Below are 14799 nucleotides of genomic sequence, written 5' to 3'. Positions count from 1 at the left end.
TCCGCTGCGGTCAAGACACTGGCTGTCGTTTACGAGTTCGCAAAACGGTAGCCAGGTGTCTTCGCGTTCCTCACCGTCGCCGATGAGGTCAAGCACATGGATCATCTTCACCGGTGAGCTCCTCGAGGTAGCGGTTGGTCAGCAGCGGGCAATTGCTGCAGGTTGTGGCCATCGTGCAGTCAAACTTGCCCATGGCCATCTTGCCAAATTCGCCGTCGAGCTCAACGCAAAGGTTAAGCCGGCCTGGCGTACGATCGGAAAACAGGTTCAGAAGGGATATCAAGCGCATGGGTCAGCTCCTGTATAAAGTCAGCTCGCCTGGTAAGCGGGCACTGCTCACAATCGACATTCTGACAGTGCACCGGGTGGCGGTTCATCGTGTTGCTTATGCTGTTACACAGGTTACCTCTATCAGTTTTCGTGGCGTCCATGAAGTTGAGTATCTCAATGAGTCGCAACGTCCATCTCCTTTAGCAGCTGGCGCTTACGGTTGAGCGGGCAGTTATGGCAGGCTACATCCCGGCATTCCAGTGTGATGTCATGGTTCGACAGGAGCTGACAATATGACTGGTCATGCTTACCGGTATCGAATTTGCCGGCAGTGAGCTGCAGGATCTCAATGAGTTTCAACGAGCAGATCCTCCAGCCAGTCGGCATGTTGGTTCAGCGCACACCCCTTACACTGCGGGTCGCCTATGGCGCCGGCGCCCAGCGGGCAGACGCGCATATTAGACAGCGAGCTGCGGATCTCATCGCAGATATCCCAGTTGTTTGCGCCTTCGGTACGCTGAATCAGGGTGAGCACCTCAATCAGCTGGTTCATTTCAGGTCATCCAGCAGGTGCGGGCGCGGCAGGTTGTGCAGGGTCCAGTGCGCTTTTTGCGTCGCGCCGATCGGGCAGTTCGCGCAGCTCACATGCTGATGCGTGTCGCGATCGGTTTCGCAAAGCAGGATGTTGTGTTGCTGGCAGAGGCTGGATTCAGTGGGTGCTGTGTGCATCAGCTGCAGGACGTCGATGAGCCGCATGGGGGTTGTCTCCGGATAGGTACGGGCAAAAGAAAAACCCGCCGATCACTCGACGGGTTTCATGCGCAGTATATCTGAGATGGCCTGCTTAGGCAGTGGCGTACAGTAGAGTATCCGCCAGTTGAGCGCTATTCGATGCTGTGCATCGGCGTCACGGAGCATAAGGGAGAGAACGCATGCGGCAGATCTTTCCGGCATGAGGCCATTTCCTTAATCATGGGGAGCAATGCACCAAGATACACATCATCCATATGCTCTGAAACTTTCATGTTTAGCGCCCACATGGCCACCGGAAATTTCGGGGAAGTCATGTCGCTCAGTATTGATGCAATGTCCATATTGGGTGAACCTGATAGTGGTGATCCCCACTTTATAGACGTTGCCGCAACGCAGATCAAACCAGACTTATCCTAATAGTTGTAAATGCTTCGATAAGATCTGAAACCAAATCATATAGTTGGTCCAGTTTTAACCCAAATTCACTATTTGAACTTTGCTTAACCCAGAGCAGATCCCATACCGGAGAGTTAACATCCTCCAGCACCAGCTCCACGATTTGTAGAGTGGGCTCAGAGGCCAGCAGGATCATTTATTATCTCCTGCACCAGCATTTTGGCCGGCCAGACTATGTGCGGCTCAAAGCAGCACTGCATCAGCGACGTGACGCAATACGTCTGGCTGAGCATTTCATTTACGATCCAGGCGACCAGCTGGTCACGGGATTTCGCCATTCTTCATTCCTTTTAGCTGGCGGGCCAGCGCGTACGTGGGTGCGAGCTGCACCTTCTGATACTCCTCGCCGGCGGCGAGCAGGCTCTCAAAGAGGCGCTCCCACAGCCAGGGGTACATGAGCAGGTAGATGTCCAGGGCGGTTGCCGTGGCGGGTGGTGTATACATGCGGAACCCTCGCGTGTTGATGCGTGATCGAGGGGTCAGCGGGAGTATATCGGTTAGCCGGCGGTGCGGGCAGTGAGTTTTTCGCAGTCTTCGATGGCTTCGTGCCAGTGCAGGCAATCGGCTTCAATCAGCCGGATAACGGTGTGCCAGATTTTGTCACCGCTCTGTAGCTGGAAGGTGATGAACCAGTCAGGAATACGCATTGACCAACTCCTCCGCAGCTACAGCGGCTTCATCAAACTGCAGCGGCTCTCTGCCGGCATTCAGCACGCGCCAGAGCAGTACGGATGATTCATCGTGCCAGTTCAGGTAAAACTCATACAGCTTCATCGGGCGAGTGACGCTCCTCATCAATGTCTATCAGGGTCTGCAGCAGCGGAAAGCACCGACTGAACTGACGGTCCAGGTCGGGCAGTTTCTCTGTAAGACCAACCCAGGCACGCGCATCGGTACTCAGCTCCCAAACGATGTTTGCAGCGTTCATGATGGCCTCCTGGCTCAGTGGTAGAGGTACTGCATCTGCTTACACAGCTGGCGGTAATCACCCATGTTGCGCACCAGCTCGTCGGCGTTCTCCATGTAGAGGGCGAACGGGTATTTCTGGGACAGCTGGTAGAAGCTATCCAGGATACCGGCCGGCGCGGTGTTCTGCGTGCTGCTGATCATGTCGTTCAGGATTTCGTTAATGCGCATGGGTGATGCTCCGTATCTTTGAGGGGTCCCCATAGCATACGGCGCAGCGCATTTAATCAGGATTAGGCCGAATCTTAAAAGGCTTTATTTCTCAGGGCTCAGTATACGAGGCGCGGCTCATAATGCTTGCCCACCAGCGAGCCGGCGATTTCACCGAACTCGTGGCGCTCCCACAGCAACAGGGAGGCCATTTCATAATATCCGGCGTGTGCAATAGTACTGACTTTCGCATCCAGATCGATGAAAGTGTCTGCGATATGTCGCCATTTATAGCTTTCTGGTTTCAGCAGCAGCCACATGATGTCGGCAGTTTTCATACTTCACACCTCATACTTCATAATTCATGCCCTGCAGATCCTGAACATACTCGAGCTCGAAGATGCGCAGCAGGGTACTTGCCTCCTCAGCTTTTGAGAGAGCATCAAGGTCACTCCACACCGCAGAGCGGGCGCTTCTCAAAAGGCTCACGCCCAGCAGGTGGGCCATATCCGGTTGCTGCAGTAGTTCGTGCATCAGCGCGCTCAATGGCATACCGCATGCCTCACGCTTTGCATCTTCCTGAGGAGCGTGTAAAAGAAGAATGAACCATGATCGATAGAGCTGCTCGCCACGCTGTATTCTCGCTGATTGCGGAACTTCCCTTCATCATGTAATGCCATGGTAACCGGCTTTATGTGGTCAAAGGCGTTATCGAAGAACAGCGCCATCAGATCAGTTGTGTTCACGGTGTTCCTCCCGGCTCATTGCTTTAATGTCTTCACGCAGAATGTGCCAGCTGGTGCATATCGCCCTCAGGCAGGGATGGATATCCAGGTTAAACGGGTAGCGCTGCTCCAGACGATTGAACTCGGTGATGAGCGGCGACTGCATCAGCGCCCTCGCCTGCACTATGTGGTAGAGCACATCAATGGTTCTCATGCTGCATCCTCTTAGTCATGGCAATGAGAGCACCGTTGAGAAGCTCACCGGTGCGGGCATGGTGCGCATTACGCAGGTCTATCCACATTCCCATTATGGGGTTGCCTATGCGCATATTGGTGCTGAGCTCAGTCAGCAGCTGGTTCAGTGACATGGCTTTCTCCGGGTAAAAAGTCAGCCTGCAGCTTCGCCTCCGCCTCTGTAGCGTAGGGCTTGGCGCTGTTGCGATCGGCAAAGCGTGGTGTGTTATCGGCAGCAAAGCCGGCGAACCACAGGCCATCGCTTCTGCGCTTGATATACCAGTTGCCGGTATCGATTAGCTCCATGATTTATCCTCATTCTGCGGGTACATTGCATCGGCCAGCTGCGCTGGATAAAAGGGCTGAGGCAGCTTTTTCTTAACTGCCGTCTCATGAAGAATGCTCCATATGCGCCCGGTTAAATCCCAGTAGAGCAGCGGCAGGATCGCACCGGCTTTAAACGGTTCGCTGCTTGTATCGACTGTCACGACTCACTCCTTAATTCAGTTCGGTGCAGGTCATATATAGTGATTATTGTGCGTGCTGCAGCAAATGCTGATGAGCTCAGGCCCATTTCCTCTACTTGGTGCGCTATGCGGTTCCAGACGATGAGGTTCTCATGCAAGTAGAGCATGGGCAGGATCATCGCGGCTTTCCATTCAGGCATGACTATCTCCCTGCAGATAAATTGCTTGTGTCAGTGCTTCGTACGCACCTGAGTAATCGCTCATGTAGTCGTCCAGGGCCTTCGTCAGCTCCTGACGATCGTAACCGTTAATGGCATGGTTCATGTGGTAGTTCCAGCTGCCATCCTCCAGCGCTTGAATCATCGGCTGCGGCTTCAAAAGCAGGTGGAACAGTATGCAGGCCAGGTTCATGACTATCTCCTGAAATTTTTAAGGGGAGCCCGAAGGCTCCCCATGTTTTATTTGGTCAGTGCTGCCATAACCGCGGCTGCGAGCGGGTTGTCGTTCTGCGCTGGCTCATCGTTCTTGGCGCTGCGGCGCAGCTGAACGGTCAGGTTTAGCTCGACTTCTTTACCGGCTTCCAGCTGCATGCCCAGCTGCTGGAGCTGCTCGAGCAGAACGTTTTTCGCCTGGGCGATCTGGTTCCACTCTGCGTTATTGGTATTGGCGCGCGCCGGTTTCATGTCGTCCAGCGGCAGGCCAACCGGCAGCGAGATGAACTCATCGCCGGCCATGACGCCGATGTTCAGCCAGAACTCCGAAGGCTTGCGCTGCTGCTGGCCGTTGTTCTGGCCAGCCATGTTGTTGCCTTTTACCAGTGCGTTGTTCAGCAGGTTAGTATTCATAACAGTCATGATAATGTCTCCGAAAAGGGGGAATTTGAAGTTAAAAGTGGAGAGATATTTCTCCATCAGCGGCGAAGCCGCCACTCACAAACGGGTAATGACGAACAGATAGCAGGGTCAGGCTTTTGACGTGTCGTAATGCGATCGCATGTCATTGAAGACGGCACGGTTGATCTTGCGGAAGTCGAGCTCGGTGAGCGCCTGGAGCAGCGATCGTACGAACGGCTCGCGCTCCGGCTCACGGGAATCACCGGCGTCAAAGCGTGCCAGCATCTTCTCCGCGCTTTCGAGGAAGCGCTGACGCAGCTGCATATCACTGAGGTGACAGGCGATCATGTTGCGGGTGATGCGGCGACGGTCCCACATGCGGATGGCAAGGGACTGGCGTTCTGACTGGGACATGATGATGCTCCTGGTAGTGGTGGAAGGTTCCGCCAGCGGCGAAGCCGCAACTACCAGGCCGCAGAGGAGGTCAGGTGAGCGTGAGCGCGCCGGACAGCTCCTCGAGTACGTGCATGCAGATGCCGTACTCTTTGACGCGCTGCATAGCTGAGGCGTTTTTCATGGAGCGGGTGAAGGTGGTGAACAGCACGCTGGAGACGGTCCTGTTCTGTTGTTTGCTGTCATGGATCAGCTTGAGCACTTCATGGAGTGGCATGGAGAGATTCCTGTATGCGTGCGACGTCAGCAGCGAACGCTGCGACCTCTTTGATGACGGGCATGCGGGTTTTGGGGAAACGCGAGAGATACCAGGTGCGGATCAGCAGCTCCTCGAGCTGCCGATCGCGACTGGCCAGCATGGCCTCCACCAGGACGCCCAGATGATGATAATGCTTATCAAATGCGCTGACGGTCTGAAAGTTAAACACTGATATCACTCCTGTTTCGTAGCTTCATATAATGGGCTTTATATGAAGTCAGGGCGCATCATAGATGGCTTTGGCCAGTGTGGCCAGCTCGCTGGAGCGTAGCAGCGACCATGTACCGCCGCGCTTGGTGACACTGCGCAGGCTGCTCCAGAGGAGCAGCAGCAGGTGGTCGGCGTCGGGATAGAGCCTGGAGCAGCGGATCAGTATGAGGATTTCAGCGGCTTTCATATATTGCACTCGCTAACCGGGACAGGTTCCTGCTCGGATAAGGATTGGGAACATGCTGGCGGTAATACTCTGTCCAGCGCTGGGATAATATTCCTGCTGTGCTGCCTGATTCGCGTGCCAATAAAGATCCCCGCATGAGGATGAATATCTCAGCGGCTCGCATATATTACCTTCCCAACATTACTCAGTGTCATAATATGTTCTGCCCCCTGCGTACGGTAAATTCGCCACAGGGTGTTGATGCGGTTATAAAGTGCGGACTCGGTGAGTATGGCGCTATATATCTGTGCTGCCTTCATAGATACTCCTTGCTAAATTAGCAGCGGCAACGCAGGGGGCGATACTCAGCATTGCCACATGCTCTAACCACAGGTCATATATAATATCGGTTATAAGGCTGTTTTCCGTTGATGAGGGATTACTGATTGCCATTGCGAATATCTGAGCTGATTTCACTGAGCTCCTTAGCGAATTTCGCGAGTGTGCGCGTGTCCTGTATGGAGCACATATCTCTGGTCACGGAATGTGAGGCATCAAACATATGTACGATGGCCTGAACTACAGGGATATATTCATTGGTGGACAGCCTCACTAGGTGAAGGATGTCATACGCTTTCATGGTCATACAGTATCCGGTGGAGCCTCATGGCATTGATGTAAAATGTGGATGAGGCCGTCCAGTACTCACCATTGGAATGGGACTGGCTCATGGTTTTCACCCACAGGTTGATGACGCCGGCACCCTTGCCCGTGGCCTCCTGCAATAGCATGGGCTCCAGTACCTGTAGCAGTGTCATGGCTGAGTCTCATGATTGTGAAATCACACATCATACTTCATAAGTGTGAAGTATGACAAAAAATAGCACCGGCATGCCATAGGCACACCGGTGAGGTTGATTACTCTACTGCGAGGTTAAAGCCCAGTTTCCGGCAGATGCCAGGGATGTGCTTGAACGATGGCAGGATGGTCCTGCGGAACCCCTGCGCTGAGTAATCAGCTTTAGAGATGATGGCACGCTTGAGTGAGGGTTTGGTCCAAAGATAGGTCATGATATAGCTCCGTTGGTAGTGGTATTTACTGCTCGGTGACACGCGCAGCGGCCAGGCTGCGGCATGAAATGCTATTGCTGGTGTGATGCGCTAAATATCAATTTGATGAGCCTCATGGCATCGACAAATTGAGTGGCTGTGCAGCCGGATAAACGACAGGCATCAGCGATACCTGTATAAGATGACCAGTCAGACTGGCTGATAAGGTGAATTAACTCAGTCAATGTCATGGCTCATTCTCTTATTATCAAGGTGATTGATAATCAGAATGGCAATAACCCACAGGCATGCGAAACCCGTGCACAATATTTTCACATTGCACATAAACTGTCTCCGAAATAGCTGATTAGCTAAGGATGATAAATTCCCACTTGCTCCTGCCGATATATCTGGCAGTGAAGCGGATACCGTCAACGCATAATTGTGCGTTGTAAAGGTAGAGGTCTTGCTTAATAGAGGCGCGCTGCGTGCAGTTATTTAGCGTGAAGGTATCCACTCCCGCTAATACATGCGCTTTGATATGGGTGATTATTTCAGGGGTGACGTAGAGGATTTTATTACCGGCGACATTGTAGAGATGGTGCATTAATGCCTTACTCTGCGCATCGGGTAAGGTAAATACCGCATGCAGGTGCGTGCGCGCTGATAGCGTTTAAGTACTACCATATAATCCCGCACGGCTAATACTGCTGCGCAGATAAAGAATACCAGTGACAGGGCAATGAAGAATATGCCTACCCACATGCTCATATGATGGTTGTCCTGAACGTGTGCTGCTGCGTTAATTAGAATGTTCATGCGTGCTCCTGTGTAATTGATTAAGCAGAGCGCTGACCATCATTGGTCTGCACTCGCTGAGTTGGATGAATATGGGCTGGTAGATGTTGTTATTGAGCGCGTGAACTTCGCGCTCATTGTGGATTATCAGACAGTCGTGAATCAGCTCAAGGAGCGTGATCGCCTGCGGCTCATTTTCTTCTGCCATCTGCGATGGTGGACCTCACGGATTGTGCCGGCAAAGAGCTGGCCAAAGCCTCGCATGAATCTGGGCAGTCCCAGGATCATCAGGATGAGGATGCCCAGTGCGAGCGTTTTTACGAGATATTCAAACATTTCCATCATGGTAATGCGTTTCCTTTTTGCTGTGAACAAGCGGTTGCAAGCGCGCTGGCCAGCCGATAGATATCCGGCATGCTCACCGCATTCGGATAGTGCTGGCCATAGCGAAACAGAAAGTCACCCATTGAAGCCTCACCGATATACTCACTCAATATTGAGTAGAGCTGGTGATTGTTCTGCAATGGCTGATGTGAACTCATGGGGATATATCCGTCGCTGTCATTAAGTGATGGCGATGGTAATTTGGGCTGAGTAATCAGCGTAAATTCTTTTCCCGCATCCAGACCGTGTACCAATATTTTCAGGGCGCACAATGTAGCCTGGAATGAATTCAAATGGTATTTGAGGAACATCTGATAATTAACATCCGGTATTCTGTTGCTGTGAGGGTAATGGTCAATGCGCAGCATTGATTGTTACCCGTAACATCTGCTGCTGATGTGTACTATGCCCCTGAGATGCGCTGTACAGCGTTTAGGGAGCCTATGGCACAAAGCTGGAGCTTTGCACTCGGATAGTGTTTAGGAGCGCTCACAATGCGATTGAGAGAGTCACTTCCAAACTATCTATCGCTGGAAATTAGTAGTAGCGGGCCGACAGGCCCGCGTGTGTGTTAGTCGAACAGTGCGCTGCACTCGAGGAACAGTTCTGCAAGTGCAGGATCTGCATCGAGTTCAGTTTTCACTGCACGCTTAGTTGCTGCAAGACGCAGCGCTGCTGCGGTCTTGGATGTGTGCGTGTGCTCAATGATGTCGTACTTGGTATCCACCTCTGCCTTCTGGTACATGGCAGAGGCTTTAAGGTTTAGGGTACCTAAGGCTTTAGACAACGTCTCAACAGTGCCAGTTACTCCCTGGGCTATGCTGCTGACGGTCTGCATTACGTCTACGACTGCGCCAGTGGAAGTCTGAGTGAGGCCCTTGTTCAACATGATACTGCTCCTGTGGTAGTGGATGGCAGAGTTGCCACCACCTGCGAAGCAGGAATGTGTTACGTGTAGAGGGGGCGTCAACCCCGGGGGGGTAGTTGTGTTTTGTGTAACGTGTGACGCCCCACCCCTACTTTCAGACGTCACTATGAAAAAATGGTCAACCCTGCGGAGACTTTCGCTGTCCCTGATGGAGTTCTTCAACCTGACGCTCGAGCGCATCGATGCGTCCCTGATAATGCTGAGTGATGCGCTCCACGTTCTCAGCGTTGTACTGATTTGCCTGGGTCAATTTGCGCTGCAGCTTCGCGCATTCTTCACACTTCACACTTATTACCTCATAAAAAAGGCGAGCACTGCGGCTCGCCCTTGTCCCTGTTAAACGGTGAGTTCCGGGAACGGATACTCAACCTTGATGCGGTACCGGGGGTACTTCACGTCGCCCTCGGTGTCCCAGTATTCCAGCAGTTTTATTTCGCAGTCGATCGAGCCCGGGAATATCTCGTTGAGATAGTGTTCCAGTCGCTTGGCCAGCTTGGCGTGCAGCTCTTTGGCCTGGCGCCAGCGCTTGGTGCGCAGCAGTGCGCGCCATGTGCGAAGGATAGAAATGCGGATCTCATGTTGTCGGGAGATGATGGCGTACAGCAGCGCGTCTTTCCCTTTCGACTGGTGAGTCACTACGATCAGACTGGTCAACGGTTCCATGGTTGTTCCTAACTGGTTGGTACCCTGCCGGGTACCGGGGGGGATGATTACACCAAAGAAGTAAGCTCCGCGATCAGCTGGTCGATAATTTTCTGCATAGCGCCGGCGGTGTGTGCATTGGCATGGGCCTGCGCACCGGTGAGCTGCGTGAGTTGATCGACAAGGTGCTGCCTTTTCTGGGCGCGCGAGTATTCATCAGTGGGGGCACGGCTATCAACTGCTTGTTCTGGCAGGTTGACTTTGGTACCGGTTTCATTTTCAAACACGTCCTGTTTAGTGGGCGCGTATCCTAACTCAAAGGCGTCGGCTGGGGAATATGATTGATAGCCGTCTTCGTATTCGACGTAATAGCCACCCGCTTCCGGCTCATGTTTGTTCAGATAGCTGGCCCCCACGGATACGCGGCCGCGCCCGTCTGCGAAGATGAGTACCGTGGTGTGATCCAGATACTCAATGTCCCGAATCTTGGCCGCGTGCACGCGCTTATGCGACTGGAACTCCTGCAGCTGCGCGGTGCCCTGCAGTTCGCTGAGCGCTACCACCCGCACTTTTGGTACGGCCACGGTGTGCCAGTCGGTCGCCTGCAGATCGCCGTTGCTCGGTACCCATGGCGTGACCTGCCCCTGGGCGTTCTTCATCGCATAGTAGCCGGCGTACGGGACCAGGTTATCCGGGAAGTGATCGCGAATAACTTCCATCCGGGCCGGGTACTCTCCGGGCGGCACGAACCAGATAAACTGGCTGGCGCCATTCCAGCCCATCCGAGCGGCGGCGCAGCCGGTAGCGAGGTGTGGCTGCAGCTGTGCGAAGGTCATATTCATTATTTTTTGTCCTGGGTAGTGGCTGTGTGTTTGGTGTCCGGGCAGCGATTAAATCCGGTGCGCAGGTACTGCAGTGTCTGGAGCGTGGGGCCTACTGCATACCGGCGGCCCAGCAGTGTCAGGCTGGTCTCGAACCGCGAAAGCTCGCTGTTGATGGTCGCGCGTTCGTGCCGGCGGCCCTGCCGTTTGCCGGCGTAGAGCCCGATGTAATAGACGAGATACATGAAAGCGAGGGTCAGAAGGTGGTCGATCGCAAAGTCCATTGGTGTTCCTGGCTCAATAAAAAAGGGGCGCCGTAGCGCCCCTCCTGGTGTTGGGTTTATCAGTATCAGCGTGAGAGTTGCATATTCATCATGTCACTGTGCACCAGCTGGCGCGTCATACTGTAGCCTTTACGGAACAGGCAGCTCAGCAGCAGATCCATATTGATTGCACCCAGGTCACCGGTAAGCATGGCGCGTGCTTGGTCTTCGGTGATCTCGAGCTCTCTGGCGAAACGGGAAAGTCCGTTAGCGCCGCCGTCATAGTCCATTGTCAGCAAGATCAAGTAGTCTGCTTTTAGTTGTAATACCTTACGCTCAACGGGGTCCTCAGCGAGGAAGTCGAAAGGTGTAGCAACTTGCGTGAGCATTAGGGTGGTCCTGGTTCAGTTAGGAATTGTCTTATTTTGGCATTGCTTTAGGATCGCTGCAATCACCATATCCAACTCATCAGCGACTATTTTTCGCTCACTGTCCAGGTCCGCTAAATGATCACGCAGGTGATGGTATTTGGCCATCAGTTGCTGCTGTGTGGGCGCCGACATACGCTCAATTCCCCTATTAATCAGTGTTTTACTGCTCACTCTCCCACATCAATAATGTGACGGTGTCACGAAAGCAATCCGTTGCTTACGTTCCATAACCATTATCTCTACCGGGATAATTCGTGGGTAGAAAAATGCTGTACACGGTTATAGTAAGACGGCTAATTGTTGACAGAAAATAACCGAACCGGTGCCGGACTGTGGTCAACAAGTTAGCTTAAAGAGTGTTGTAACTATGCGGTCAGGCCGGGTCAGATCTTACAGCCATCACAGTCGCCTTCCAGCGCGAAGCCAGCCAGCGATTCACGGGTCTGCTCGTCCTGGTACATGGCCTCTTTCAGCAGGTAGCCTTCCAGCTGCCACAGCTTATCGAACGCGTTCTCGTACGCGCAGCTGCGTCCCAGGGTTTCGTCGTAGTTGGCCGGATCGACGCAGGCGTTCACGCCTTCAACCTTGAAGCCGTTCTCCATGATGATGTAGCAGGTGGTCATCAGGCTCAGCTCGCCCAGGTCTTCGTGCGTCAGCGTGCTTTCTTCCGGCTGCTGTGCCAGAACGGCCGCGCCGATGTTCACGTAGTGGACGCTGCGGATGCGTGATTCGATCAGTTCTTTGGTAACACGGAGTGCGGTCATATCAGTTCTCTCTGGTTCAGATAGAGAAAAACCCGCCGAAGCGGGTTATCCCATATAGTTATTCGCACTTCACCAACCCCTCGGGGATGCGAATTTGATAGTGGTAGCTATCTGGGAGAGCACTGCGGCTTATGCGGTAAATCCGGGAAGAAACCCGCGGGCAATGCTCTCTCAGATAACTACGCCCCTATCCGGTAACAGAGAAGGGGCAGGAACTCTGGTCTCCGCGCTTATCAGGCGCTTCCACATTTCAAGCCACTGGCTGACAGCTATATGGAGAAATTCGTATTGCAAGGGTCTTTCAGTCATCGGCATACGGCAAGGCACGCTAATGCGTAAGCCTCCTCAACCAGCGGATTGGTCAAAGCGACTTACACCTTAGGTACGGGCGTAAGAATGCCTGGCGATAAATTTCGCGTCAAGGAATATTTTTAGGATTTATCCTATAGCATAGCATTTAGATCTGTGCTCGTCAGACCACGAGCGCCTACAAGGGACTCTGAATGCTAACTGTTGATTTGTTTAAAGAATCTCTGCCCCAGCAGCTGAAAGGCCGCGTGACACAGGAGATGGTTGATAACTTCAACGCTGCCGTGTCCGATCCGCTGGTGGCGGAGTCCATGCGCGACAACCTGATTTCGTACAGCCGCGTGCTGCAGGATGGTCGCTTCAAGATGGCCGACTACATGGATGCGGTACGCTACGTGAGTTATAAGCTCATGGGCTACCCCAACCAGGACGCGTACGCCCGTACCTTCCCCCAGCGCTGGCAGAACCTGCACGCCAGCGGCGCCTCGCCGAAGGATATCTCCGCCTACGTCAGCGCCTACAACAAGAATAAGCTGGTTAACCTGATCCTCGAGCAGACGCTCATCCCCACGCACGTCCTGAACCAGGACATTTATCAGCAGGCCATTAACGTACAGGCTGACCTGATGATGAATGCCAAGAGTGAAAAGGTGCGGGCAGAAGCGGCGAACTCGCTGCTAAATCATCTGAAACGCCCGGAAGCCAGCAAGGTTGAGCTCGACGTCACCATTAAAGACAGCTCTGGCATGAAGGAACTGCGCGACTCTATGGCCCAGCTGGCGCAGCAGCAGCACGATCTCATCTCCGGCGGTCACGTCAGCGCGCGCTCTGTCGCCCATACGCCACTGGTGATCGAGCATGAGTAGCCCGCTGATTAAGCAGAACGTCGATGACTGGCTGAACCAGGTCGATTACCGGGCGCTGAACTCCCACGACTACGTGCCGTCGGTGTTCTCCATCAACTATGTCAACTTCATCAAGCTGGTGAACGGCGAGAAAGGCGAATCGAACAAGTCACCGGTGGTGCACCTGCGAATGCTCGATGAGCTGGCCGGCAAGAAGACGCGCCTGGCCAACCTGTGTTCTCGCGGGATCGCAAAGACCACGCTGTTCGGTGAGTACCTGGTGCTCTACATCGCGGTGTTCGGCGGCATCGAGGGATTCGGGGAAATCACCGGCATGATCTACGTCTCCGACTCCATGGAGAACGGCGTGAAGTCGCTGCGTAAGAACATCGAGTTCCGCTACTACGACTCCCCGTGGCTGCAGTACTGGCTGCCGGTGGCGAAGTTTACGGACGCCTACCTGGAGTTTGAGAACCGCGACGGCCACAAGCTGGGCGTGAAGATGTTCGGTGCGAAGACCGGCCTGCGCGGTACCAAAATCTTCGGTAAGCGCCCGGTGCTGGCGGTGCTCGATGACCTGGTCAGCGATGACGACTCCAAATCCAAAACCACGATGGAAGCCATCAAAGACACCGTCTACAAAGGAGTGGACTATGCGCTCGATCCTACTCGCCGCAAGATTGTTTTTAACGGTACCCCCTTCAACAAAAACGACATTCTGTATGAGGCAGTTGAATCAGGCGGGTGGCACGTCAACGTATACCCAATCTGCGAGCGCTTCCCCTGCACCCGTGAGGAGTTTCAGGGCGCCTGGCCCGATCGCTTCTCCTATGACTTCGTAAAGCAGCAGTACGACCTGTCGATCGCCACCGGCAAGCTCGCGGCATTCCAGCAGGAGCTGATGCTGCGCATCTCGAGCGATGAGGAGCGGCTGGTACGGGACGATGACATCCGCTGGTACTCGCGCCAGACGCTGCTGATGAACAAATCGCGGTTCAACTTCTACATCACGACCGACTTTGCCACCAGCGAGAAGACCAGCGCGGACTACTCGGTGATCTCCGTCTGGGCGCTGAACAGCAACGGCGACTGGTTCTGGGTGGACGGCATCTGTAAGAAGCAGCTGATGGATAAAAACATCGATGACCTGTTCCGCCTGGTGAGCCAGTACCGGCCACAGCAGGTAGGCATCGAGGTCACCGGCCAGCAGTCAGGCTTCATCCCGTGGATCCAGCAGGAGATGATGACCCGCAACATCTGGTTCTCCTTTGCCTCCGACGGCAACGGCGCGCGCCCGGGTATCCGCCCGAACGTGAACAAGATGGTGCGCTTCAACATGGTGCTTCCGCTGTTCAAGGCCGGGAAGATCTACTACCCGACCGAGATGAAGGACACGGAGATGGTGCAGGAGCACATCCAGGAGCTGCAGATGGCCACACTGAAAGGCTTTAAGTCCAGGAACGATGACTGCATCGATACCATCTCCATGCTGATGTCCCTGCAGGCGTGGCGGCCGAGCGAGGAATTCCAGCAGGATAAGGTGCAGGGCGACCTCTGGGACTGGGAAGAAGAAGAATCTCCCAGCAATTTAAGTTCTTATCTGGTGTGAGAGCCTTTAAAAT

The 14799-nt window shown here is 53.8% G+C and carries 36 protein-coding genes; 3 read left to right on the top strand and 33 right to left on the bottom strand.

Translation table 11 applies throughout. The annotated features are described in order from the left end of the window. Nucleotides 1–88: 88 nt before the first annotated feature. The 14 genes from BBA90_RS02295 to BBA90_RS02240 form a co-directional block, all read right to left on the bottom strand. Entirely contained in the window at nucleotides 89–289 is a 201-nt protein-coding gene (locus BBA90_RS02295; RefSeq protein ID WP_065647739.1) for a hypothetical protein, read from the bottom strand. Between the two features lie 155 nt (nucleotides 290–444). Beyond that, the gene (locus tag BBA90_RS02290; RefSeq protein WP_065647738.1) at nucleotides 445–630 is read right to left on the bottom strand and encodes a hypothetical protein; all 186 of its coding nucleotides are present in this window, start codon (nucleotides 628–630) and stop codon (nucleotides 445–447) included. Beyond that, nucleotides 617–823 (bottom strand): hypothetical protein, encoded by a 207-nt coding sequence (locus BBA90_RS02285; protein WP_065647737.1) that lies wholly within the window; start codon nucleotides 821–823, stop codon nucleotides 617–619. The genes BBA90_RS02290 and BBA90_RS02285 overlap by 14 nt, the downstream gene beginning before the upstream one ends. Then, nucleotides 820–1026 (bottom strand): hypothetical protein, encoded by a 207-nt coding sequence (locus tag BBA90_RS02280; protein ID WP_065647736.1) that lies wholly within the window; start codon nucleotides 1024–1026, stop codon nucleotides 820–822. Before BBA90_RS02280 ends, BBA90_RS02285 begins: the two co-directional genes overlap by 4 nt. Nucleotides 1027–1420: 394 nt before the next feature. After that, nucleotides 1421–1615 carry a hypothetical protein gene (locus BBA90_RS02270; protein ID WP_065647734.1) on the bottom strand — a complete coding sequence of 65 codons (195 nt, stop codon included), beginning with the start codon at nucleotides 1613–1615 and terminating at the stop codon, nucleotides 1421–1423. Then, nucleotides 1596–1757 (bottom strand): hypothetical protein, encoded by a 162-nt coding sequence (locus BBA90_RS19255; protein ID WP_167350654.1) that lies wholly within the window; start codon nucleotides 1755–1757, stop codon nucleotides 1596–1598. The genes BBA90_RS02270 and BBA90_RS19255 overlap by 20 nt, the downstream gene beginning before the upstream one ends. Further along, nucleotides 1741–1923: a hypothetical protein gene (locus BBA90_RS02265; RefSeq protein ID WP_065647733.1), complete on the bottom strand. Its 183-nt coding sequence runs from the start codon at nucleotides 1921–1923 to the stop codon at nucleotides 1741–1743. The genes BBA90_RS19255 and BBA90_RS02265 overlap by 17 nt, the downstream gene beginning before the upstream one ends. Before the next feature lie 53 nt (nucleotides 1924–1976). After that, nucleotides 1977–2126: a hypothetical protein gene (locus BBA90_RS19250; protein ID WP_167350653.1), complete on the bottom strand. Its 150-nt coding sequence runs from the start codon at nucleotides 2124–2126 to the stop codon at nucleotides 1977–1979. Between the two features lie 113 nt (nucleotides 2127–2239). Next, nucleotides 2240–2407, bottom strand: coding sequence for a hypothetical protein (locus BBA90_RS19245; protein WP_167350652.1), 168 nt, complete (start codon nucleotides 2405–2407; stop codon nucleotides 2240–2242). Between the two features lie 14 nt (nucleotides 2408–2421). Continuing rightward, nucleotides 2422–2616, bottom strand: coding sequence for a hypothetical protein (locus BBA90_RS02260; RefSeq protein ID WP_065647732.1), 195 nt, complete (start codon nucleotides 2614–2616; stop codon nucleotides 2422–2424). 98 nt (nucleotides 2617–2714) lie between these two features. Then, a complete protein-coding gene (locus BBA90_RS02255) occupies nucleotides 2715–2933 on the bottom strand; it encodes a hypothetical protein (RefSeq protein WP_065647731.1) in 219 nt (72 codons plus the stop codon). A gap of 10 nt (nucleotides 2934–2943) precedes the next feature. Continuing rightward, nucleotides 2944–3129, bottom strand: a complete 186-nt coding sequence (locus tag BBA90_RS02250) for a hypothetical protein (RefSeq protein WP_139074155.1) — start codon at nucleotides 3127–3129, stop codon at nucleotides 2944–2946. A gap of 8 nt (nucleotides 3130–3137) precedes the next feature. After that, the gene (locus BBA90_RS02245; protein ID WP_139074154.1) at nucleotides 3138–3341 is read right to left on the bottom strand and encodes a hypothetical protein; all 204 of its coding nucleotides are present in this window, start codon (nucleotides 3339–3341) and stop codon (nucleotides 3138–3140) included. Continuing rightward, nucleotides 3328–3534 carry a hypothetical protein gene (locus BBA90_RS02240; RefSeq protein WP_065647728.1) on the bottom strand — a complete coding sequence of 69 codons (207 nt, stop codon included), beginning with the start codon at nucleotides 3532–3534 and terminating at the stop codon, nucleotides 3328–3330. Before BBA90_RS02240 ends, BBA90_RS02245 begins: the two co-directional genes overlap by 14 nt. Between BBA90_RS02240 and BBA90_RS19240 the strand changes: the two genes are divergently transcribed. Continuing rightward, on the top strand, nucleotides 3533–3685 hold the full coding sequence (locus BBA90_RS19240; protein ID WP_167350651.1) for a hypothetical protein: 153 nt from the start codon (nucleotides 3533–3535) through the stop codon (nucleotides 3683–3685). The two genes, BBA90_RS02240 and BBA90_RS19240, sit on opposite strands and share 2 nt — an antisense overlap. On the opposite strand, the gene BBA90_RS02235 is transcribed toward BBA90_RS19240, so the two are convergent. The 19 genes from BBA90_RS02235 to BBA90_RS02130 all read right to left on the bottom strand — a co-directional run bounded on the left by BBA90_RS02235 (nucleotide 3663) and on the right by BBA90_RS02130 (nucleotide 12023). Then, nucleotides 3663–3860 (bottom strand): hypothetical protein, encoded by a 198-nt coding sequence (locus BBA90_RS02235; protein WP_065647727.1) that lies wholly within the window; start codon nucleotides 3858–3860, stop codon nucleotides 3663–3665. The two genes, BBA90_RS19240 and BBA90_RS02235, sit on opposite strands and share 23 nt — an antisense overlap. Next, nucleotides 3851–4042: a hypothetical protein gene (locus BBA90_RS02230; RefSeq protein ID WP_065647726.1), complete on the bottom strand. Its 192-nt coding sequence runs from the start codon at nucleotides 4040–4042 to the stop codon at nucleotides 3851–3853. The genes BBA90_RS02235 and BBA90_RS02230 overlap by 10 nt, the downstream gene beginning before the upstream one ends. Before the next feature lie 171 nt (nucleotides 4043–4213). Beyond that, nucleotides 4214–4432, bottom strand: a complete 219-nt coding sequence (locus BBA90_RS02220; protein WP_065647724.1) for a hypothetical protein — start codon at nucleotides 4430–4432, stop codon at nucleotides 4214–4216. Between the two features lie 47 nt (nucleotides 4433–4479). Next, the gene (locus BBA90_RS02215) at nucleotides 4480–4875 is read right to left on the bottom strand and encodes a hypothetical protein (protein WP_139074153.1); all 396 of its coding nucleotides are present in this window, start codon (nucleotides 4873–4875) and stop codon (nucleotides 4480–4482) included. Between the two features lie 108 nt (nucleotides 4876–4983). Then, on the bottom strand, nucleotides 4984–5268 hold the full coding sequence (locus BBA90_RS02210; RefSeq protein WP_065647723.1) for a hypothetical protein: 285 nt from the start codon (nucleotides 5266–5268) through the stop codon (nucleotides 4984–4986). A 70-nt stretch (nucleotides 5269–5338) separates the two neighbouring features. Next, nucleotides 5339–5524, bottom strand: a complete 186-nt coding sequence (locus BBA90_RS02205) for a hypothetical protein (protein ID WP_065647722.1) — start codon at nucleotides 5522–5524, stop codon at nucleotides 5339–5341. Continuing rightward, nucleotides 5511–5735 (bottom strand): hypothetical protein, encoded by a 225-nt coding sequence (locus BBA90_RS02200; protein WP_065647721.1) that lies wholly within the window; start codon nucleotides 5733–5735, stop codon nucleotides 5511–5513. The genes BBA90_RS02205 and BBA90_RS02200 overlap by 14 nt, the downstream gene beginning before the upstream one ends. A gap of 48 nt (nucleotides 5736–5783) precedes the next feature. Further along, complete coding sequence (locus tag BBA90_RS02195; RefSeq protein WP_139074152.1) at nucleotides 5784–5972, bottom strand: hypothetical protein; 189 nt, start codon at nucleotides 5970–5972, stop codon at nucleotides 5784–5786. Nucleotides 5973–6860: 888 nt separating this feature from the next. Continuing rightward, on the bottom strand, nucleotides 6861–7013 hold the full coding sequence (locus tag BBA90_RS19235; protein WP_167350650.1) for a hypothetical protein: 153 nt from the start codon (nucleotides 7011–7013) through the stop codon (nucleotides 6861–6863). A 585-nt stretch (nucleotides 7014–7598) separates the two neighbouring features. Then, a complete protein-coding gene (locus BBA90_RS02175; protein ID WP_065647716.1) occupies nucleotides 7599–7811 on the bottom strand; it encodes a hypothetical protein in 213 nt (70 codons plus the stop codon). 141 nt (nucleotides 7812–7952) lie between these two features. Next, complete coding sequence (locus tag BBA90_RS02170) at nucleotides 7953–8135, bottom strand: hypothetical protein (protein ID WP_065647715.1); 183 nt, start codon at nucleotides 8133–8135, stop codon at nucleotides 7953–7955. Then, the gene (locus BBA90_RS19005; RefSeq protein ID WP_139074151.1) at nucleotides 8132–8542 is read right to left on the bottom strand and encodes a hypothetical protein; all 411 of its coding nucleotides are present in this window, start codon (nucleotides 8540–8542) and stop codon (nucleotides 8132–8134) included. The genes BBA90_RS02170 and BBA90_RS19005 overlap by 4 nt, the downstream gene beginning before the upstream one ends. A gap of 203 nt (nucleotides 8543–8745) precedes the next feature. Beyond that, nucleotides 8746–9063, bottom strand: coding sequence for a hypothetical protein (locus tag BBA90_RS02160; protein ID WP_065647713.1), 318 nt, complete (start codon nucleotides 9061–9063; stop codon nucleotides 8746–8748). 157 nt (nucleotides 9064–9220) lie between these two features. After that, nucleotides 9221–9352: a hypothetical protein gene (locus tag BBA90_RS19570; RefSeq protein WP_276203818.1), complete on the bottom strand. Its 132-nt coding sequence runs from the start codon at nucleotides 9350–9352 to the stop codon at nucleotides 9221–9223. Between the two features lie 86 nt (nucleotides 9353–9438). Then, a complete protein-coding gene (locus BBA90_RS02150; protein ID WP_065647711.1) occupies nucleotides 9439–9765 on the bottom strand; it encodes a DUF7175 family protein in 327 nt (108 codons plus the stop codon). Nucleotides 9766–9812: 47 nt separating this feature from the next. Beyond that, nucleotides 9813–10586 carry a Thoeris anti-defense Tad2 family protein gene (locus BBA90_RS02145; RefSeq protein WP_065647710.1) on the bottom strand — a complete coding sequence of 258 codons (774 nt, stop codon included), beginning with the start codon at nucleotides 10584–10586 and terminating at the stop codon, nucleotides 9813–9815. Then, entirely contained in the window at nucleotides 10586–10849 is a 264-nt protein-coding gene (locus BBA90_RS02140; RefSeq protein WP_065647709.1) for a hypothetical protein, read from the bottom strand. Before BBA90_RS02140 ends, BBA90_RS02145 begins: the two co-directional genes overlap by 1 nt. A 65-nt stretch (nucleotides 10850–10914) precedes the next feature. Beyond that, nucleotides 10915–11217 carry a hypothetical protein gene (locus tag BBA90_RS02135; RefSeq protein WP_065647708.1) on the bottom strand — a complete coding sequence of 101 codons (303 nt, stop codon included), beginning with the start codon at nucleotides 11215–11217 and terminating at the stop codon, nucleotides 10915–10917. A gap of 425 nt (nucleotides 11218–11642) precedes the next feature. Next, complete coding sequence (locus BBA90_RS02130) at nucleotides 11643–12023, bottom strand: Gp49 family protein (protein ID WP_065647707.1); 381 nt, start codon at nucleotides 12021–12023, stop codon at nucleotides 11643–11645. A gap of 503 nt (nucleotides 12024–12526) precedes the next feature. Here BBA90_RS02130 and BBA90_RS02125 point away from each other — a divergent pair. Together BBA90_RS02125 and BBA90_RS02120 are read left to right on the top strand one after the other, a co-directional pair. Continuing rightward, the gene (locus BBA90_RS02125) at nucleotides 12527–13198 is read left to right on the top strand and encodes a hypothetical protein (RefSeq protein ID WP_065647706.1); all 672 of its coding nucleotides are present in this window, start codon (nucleotides 12527–12529) and stop codon (nucleotides 13196–13198) included. After that, nucleotides 13191–14786, top strand: coding sequence for a hypothetical protein (locus tag BBA90_RS02120; protein ID WP_065647705.1), 1596 nt, complete (start codon nucleotides 13191–13193; stop codon nucleotides 14784–14786). Before BBA90_RS02125 ends, BBA90_RS02120 begins: the two co-directional genes overlap by 8 nt. Nucleotides 14787–14799: the final 13 nt, after the last annotated feature.

This window comes from Pantoea eucrina, from assembly GCF_001691555.1.
GTDB lineage: Bacteria > Pseudomonadota > Gammaproteobacteria > Enterobacterales > Enterobacteriaceae > Pantoea > Pantoea borealis.
The sequence above is the reverse complement of the archived record's forward strand: the minus strand, read 5'-3'. Positions and strand labels throughout refer to the sequence as shown.

Excerpts from the sequence above, each read along its gene's own strand:
- BBA90_RS02140 (WP_065647709.1), bottom strand. The coding sequence starts at position 10,849 with ATGGACTTTGCGATCGACCACCTTCTGACCCTCGCTTTCATGTATCTC.
- BBA90_RS02135 (WP_065647708.1), bottom strand. The coding sequence starts at position 11,217 with ATGCTCACGCAAGTTGCTACACCTTTCGACTTCCTCGCTGAGGACCCC.
- BBA90_RS19240 (WP_167350651.1), top strand. The coding sequence starts at position 3,533 with ATGCTGCATCCTCTTAGTCATGGCAATGAGAGCACCGTTGAGAAGCTC.
- BBA90_RS02145 (WP_065647710.1), bottom strand. The coding sequence starts at position 10,586 with ATGAATATGACCTTCGCACAGCTGCAGCCACACCTCGCTACCGGCTGC.
- BBA90_RS02220 (WP_065647724.1), bottom strand. The coding sequence starts at position 4,432 with ATGAACCTGGCCTGCATACTGTTCCACCTGCTTTTGAAGCCGCAGCCG.
- BBA90_RS02215 (WP_139074153.1), bottom strand. The coding sequence starts at position 4,875 with ATGACTGTTATGAATACTAACCTGCTGAACAACGCACTGGTAAAAGGC.
- BBA90_RS02125 (WP_065647706.1), top strand. The coding sequence starts at position 12,527 with ATGCTAACTGTTGATTTGTTTAAAGAATCTCTGCCCCAGCAGCTGAAA.
- BBA90_RS02255 (WP_065647731.1), bottom strand. The coding sequence starts at position 2,933 with ATGAAAACTGCCGACATCATGTGGCTGCTGCTGAAACCAGAAAGCTAT.
- BBA90_RS02285 (WP_065647737.1), bottom strand. The coding sequence starts at position 823 with ATGAACCAGCTGATTGAGGTGCTCACCCTGATTCAGCGTACCGAAGGC.
- BBA90_RS02210 (WP_065647723.1), bottom strand. The coding sequence starts at position 5,268 with ATGTCCCAGTCAGAACGCCAGTCCCTTGCCATCCGCATGTGGGACCGT.
- BBA90_RS02205 (WP_065647722.1), bottom strand. The coding sequence starts at position 5,524 with ATGCCACTCCATGAAGTGCTCAAGCTGATCCATGACAGCAAACAACAG.
- BBA90_RS19250 (WP_167350653.1), bottom strand. The coding sequence starts at position 2,126 with ATGCGTATTCCTGACTGGTTCATCACCTTCCAGCTACAGAGCGGTGAC.
- BBA90_RS02130 (WP_065647707.1), bottom strand. The coding sequence starts at position 12,023 with ATGACCGCACTCCGTGTTACCAAAGAACTGATCGAATCACGCATCCGC.
- BBA90_RS02160 (WP_065647713.1), bottom strand. The coding sequence starts at position 9,063 with ATGTTGAACAAGGGCCTCACTCAGACTTCCACTGGCGCAGTCGTAGAC.
- BBA90_RS19255 (WP_167350654.1), bottom strand. The coding sequence starts at position 1,757 with ATGGCGAAATCCCGTGACCAGCTGGTCGCCTGGATCGTAAATGAAATG.
- BBA90_RS02175 (WP_065647716.1), bottom strand. The coding sequence starts at position 7,811 with ATGAACATTCTAATTAACGCAGCAGCACACGTTCAGGACAACCATCAT.
- BBA90_RS02235 (WP_065647727.1), bottom strand. The coding sequence starts at position 3,860 with ATGGAGCTAATCGATACCGGCAACTGGTATATCAAGCGCAGAAGCGAT.
- BBA90_RS02250 (WP_139074155.1), bottom strand. The coding sequence starts at position 3,129 with ATGCACGAACTACTGCAGCAACCGGATATGGCCCACCTGCTGGGCGTG.
- BBA90_RS02295 (WP_065647739.1), bottom strand. The coding sequence starts at position 289 with ATGCGCTTGATATCCCTTCTGAACCTGTTTTCCGATCGTACGCCAGGC.
- BBA90_RS02240 (WP_065647728.1), bottom strand. The coding sequence starts at position 3,534 with ATGAGAACCATTGATGTGCTCTACCACATAGTGCAGGCGAGGGCGCTG.
- BBA90_RS02120 (WP_065647705.1), top strand. The coding sequence starts at position 13,191 with ATGAGTAGCCCGCTGATTAAGCAGAACGTCGATGACTGGCTGAACCAG.
- BBA90_RS19235 (WP_167350650.1), bottom strand. The coding sequence starts at position 7,013 with ATGACCTATCTTTGGACCAAACCCTCACTCAAGCGTGCCATCATCTCT.
- BBA90_RS02170 (WP_065647715.1), bottom strand. The coding sequence starts at position 8,135 with ATGATGGAAATGTTTGAATATCTCGTAAAAACGCTCGCACTGGGCATC.
- BBA90_RS02280 (WP_065647736.1), bottom strand. The coding sequence starts at position 1,026 with ATGCGGCTCATCGACGTCCTGCAGCTGATGCACACAGCACCCACTGAA.
- BBA90_RS19005 (WP_139074151.1), bottom strand. The coding sequence starts at position 8,542 with ATGCTGCGCATTGACCATTACCCTCACAGCAACAGAATACCGGATGTT.
- BBA90_RS02265 (WP_065647733.1), bottom strand. The coding sequence starts at position 1,923 with ATGTATACACCACCCGCCACGGCAACCGCCCTGGACATCTACCTGCTC.
- BBA90_RS02260 (WP_065647732.1), bottom strand. The coding sequence starts at position 2,616 with ATGCGCATTAACGAAATCCTGAACGACATGATCAGCAGCACGCAGAAC.
- BBA90_RS02150 (WP_065647711.1), bottom strand. The coding sequence starts at position 9,765 with ATGGAACCGTTGACCAGTCTGATCGTAGTGACTCACCAGTCGAAAGGG.
- BBA90_RS02270 (WP_065647734.1), bottom strand. The coding sequence starts at position 1,615 with ATGATCCTGCTGGCCTCTGAGCCCACTCTACAAATCGTGGAGCTGGTG.
- BBA90_RS19245 (WP_167350652.1), bottom strand. The coding sequence starts at position 2,407 with ATGAACGCTGCAAACATCGTTTGGGAGCTGAGTACCGATGCGCGTGCC.